This is a genomic window from Plesiomonas sp., from assembly GCF_051650925.1.
In the GTDB taxonomy this organism is placed as follows: Bacteria; Pseudomonadota; Gammaproteobacteria; order Enterobacterales; family CAMTGL01; genus Plesiomonas.
The window spans coordinates 1-1,473 of the sequence record NZ_JBOFRH010000494.1 but is presented as its reverse complement, the minus strand read 5'-3'; the positions used below and the strand labels follow the sequence as shown (position 1 = coordinate 1,473).

At 50.0% G+C, this 1,473-nt stretch carries 2 protein-coding genes; both read left to right on the top strand.

Going from position 1 to position 1,473, the window contains the following annotated elements:
• The coding region (locus ACRC27_RS11915) for an inosine/guanosine kinase (RefSeq protein ID WP_438639964.1) at nt 1-591 on the top strand (591 nt) is incomplete at its 5' end.
• 349 nt (nt 592-940) lie between these two features.
• The coding region (locus ACRC27_RS11910; protein WP_438639963.1) for a cation:dicarboxylate symporter family transporter at nt 941-1,473 on the top strand (533 nt) is incomplete at its 3' end.

Sequence of the window (1,473 nt, the reverse complement as noted above, 5' to 3'; positions counted from 1 at the left end):
TGGTGGCGTGACTTCCTGCGTGATCACATTGATGTGGTGGCGATGAATGAAGAAGAAGCGGCAGCGCTGACCGGTATCGAAGATCCGCTGGCGGCCTCTGATAAGGCGCTGGATTGGGTTGATCTGGTGCTGTGTACTGCCGGTCCTGTCGGCCTGTACATGGCCGGTTATACCGATGAAAGCACGCTGCGTCAGACCCAGCATCCGTTGCTGCCGGGGGTGATCCCAGAGTTTAACCTGTACGAGTTCAGCCGTCCGATGCATCGTGAGGCGTGTGAAAATCCAAAGCGGATTTACTCGCATATCTCCCCGTACATGGGCGGCCCAGAAAAAATCATGAACACCAACGGTGCCGGTGATGCCGCGCTGTCATCGATTTTGCATGACATGGCCGCAAATCAGTATCACCGTAATAACGTTCCGAACTCCAGCAAGCATATGCGCACCTTTATGAGCTATTCCTCACTGGCGCAACTGTGCAAATACGCTAACCGCGTGAGCTATCAAGTGTTGAACCAGCACTCTCCACGTTTGACTCGTGGTCTGCCAGAGCGTGAAGACAGCTTGGAAGAGTCCTACTGGGAACGTTAATCGACATTTAGATTGTACGCATCCCACCGATCAGGCCAGCATAGTTATGCTGGCTTTTTTTATATTCATGCTAGGTTCGTACATCGTGTTACATATGAAGCTGTTTTATATGACACGGTGACTAGCGATGGCCTATGGGGCGGCCAGCCGGCCTTTTTTAAATGCAATATAAACACGGTTTAAAATCTTCATAAATTTGAGCTGAAACGTTCATATTTAGCGTTTAGTGATAAACTTTATGATTAAACCGAATTTTTTCACTATTTAAGGCAGATTTAATTTTTCCTGCATGCTAAAAAGGCGCCCTAAATCCGATGCCCCACATGCTGTTATTATTAGAGAGGGAACGATGAAGTTGATTTTACGCTTGCTGGCAGGTATTGCTTTCGGTGTACTTTGCGGCCTTTTTGCACCAGATCTGTTTATCCGTGTACTGATCACCGCCAAGGTGCTGATCAGCCAGATGATTGGTTTTACCATCCCGCTATTGATCCTGTTTTTTGTTACCAGCGGTATTGCCAGTTTGCCGAAGAACTCCGGTAAATTGCTCGGCAAAACCGTTGGCTTGGCCTATGCCTCCACGGTAGGTGCGGGTTTCCTCGCTTACTTTGCCTCTATCCAGATCCTGCCATCATTGCTGAGCCATGCTGGTACGCTGGCGGAGCCGGTACGTAAGTTAGAGCCACTGATGACTCTGCAAATCCCGCCAGTGATGGGCGTGATGAGTGCGCTGGTGCTGGCATTCGTGTTCGGTCTGGGCATTGTGTCCACCGGCAGCAGCGAAATGAAAAAGCTGAGCGACCAAGGCCGTGACATCATTGAACTGCTGCTGAGCAAGTGCATGATCCCGGCGCTGCCGTTCTATATCGCCGGTGTTTTTGC